This window comes from Caulobacter sp. HMWF025, from assembly GCF_003060965.1.
Taxonomy (GTDB): Bacteria; Pseudomonadota; Alphaproteobacteria; order Caulobacterales; family Caulobacteraceae; genus Caulobacter.
Genome location: NZ_QAII01000111.1, coordinates 1 through 1,173 on the forward strand (window position 1 = coordinate 1; position 1,173 = coordinate 1,173).

Annotated in this window: 3 protein-coding genes; all 3 read left to right on the forward strand. The window is 73.4% G+C overall.

Translation table 11 applies throughout. The features are described 5' to 3' along the window. Window positions 1–127: 127 nt before the first annotated feature. A complete protein-coding gene (locus tag DBR10_RS12385) occupies window positions 128–544 on the forward strand; it encodes a phage major tail protein, TP901-1 family (protein ID WP_108556374.1) in 417 nt (138 codons plus the stop codon). A 171-nt stretch (window positions 545–715) separates the two neighbouring features. Beyond that, a complete protein-coding gene (locus tag DBR10_RS12390; protein WP_108556375.1) occupies window positions 716–1,000 on the forward strand; it encodes a GTA-gp10 family protein in 285 nt (94 codons plus the stop codon). Then, the coding region (locus DBR10_RS12395) for a phage tail assembly chaperone (protein WP_108556376.1) at window positions 997–1,173 on the forward strand (177 nt) is incomplete at its 3' end. The genes DBR10_RS12390 and DBR10_RS12395, both read left to right, overlap by 4 nt.

Genomic DNA, 1,173 nt, shown 5'->3' on the forward strand with positions numbered 1-1,173 from the left:
GGGCAGGGGTGGGGGTGATACCGCCGGCGGATGTCACGCCGGCCTCGCCCCCTCCTGAACTGCCTTCACCCCCATCCCCGACCCTTCCCCCATCAAGGGAGAAGGGGGATTTGCTGGAGACCCCGCCATGGCCGCACAAGCCGGCAAGGACATGCTTCTGAAGATCAGCGACGGGGCACCCACCCCGACCTTCGTCACCGTCGCGGGCCTGCGGGCCCGGACCATCAGCCTCAATGCCCGGACCATCGACGCCACCGACAGCGACAGCGCCGGCCGCTGGCGCGAGCTGCTGGCCGGGGCCGGGGTGCGGTCGGCGGCCGTGTCCGGGGCGGGCGTGTTTCGCGACGCCGCGTCCGACGCCCAGGTCCGCCAGAGCTTCTTCGACCAGTCGGCCCGCACCTGGCGACTGGTGATCCCTGACTTCGGCCAGCTGGAGGGGCCGTTCCTGGTCGCGGCCCTCGAATATGCCGGCCAGCACGACGGCGAGGTCGCCTTCGCCCTGAGCCTGGCCTCGGCCGGGGCGGTGACGTTCACGGCGATTTAGAATCTGAGACTCGCCCCCACCGGGCTGCTGCGCAGCCGTCCGCCCCCCGACCCCCTCAGTCGGCTTCGCCGACAGCTCCCCCGAAGGGGAGCATGGGGGCGGATGACGTCATCTTCCCCCTCTGGGGGAGGAGCGCGAAGCGCGGAGGGGGCAAGACCTGAAAGGCCCCCCATGCTCCCTCCCAACCCTGCACGCGGCGAAGTCGTCATCACCCTGGCCGGAACGCCGCGCCGGCTGTGCCTGACCCTCGGGGCGCTGGCCCGGATCGAGGCGGCGCTGGGCCTCGCCGACTGGCGCGATCTGCCCGGGCGCATGGCGCGGCTGTCGGCGCGGGACCTGACCGCCGTGCTGGCGGCCCTGCTGGACGGCGGTGGCGAGCCGGTCGCGGCGGCCGACGGCGTGACCGTGCCCGAGGCCGTCTCTGCCGTCGCCGCGGCCCTGGCGGCCTCGGCATGAGTGACTGGACCGCAGCCCTGCAGCGGGCGGCCGCCCTGTCGATCGCCCCCGACGCCTTCTGGCGACTGTCCCTGGTCGAGTGGCGGGCCCTGACCGCCGCGCCGTCCCTGATCCCGGTCCTCGGGCGTCCGGGCCTTGAGGCCCTGATCGACCTCTATCCCGATGAGGAGACC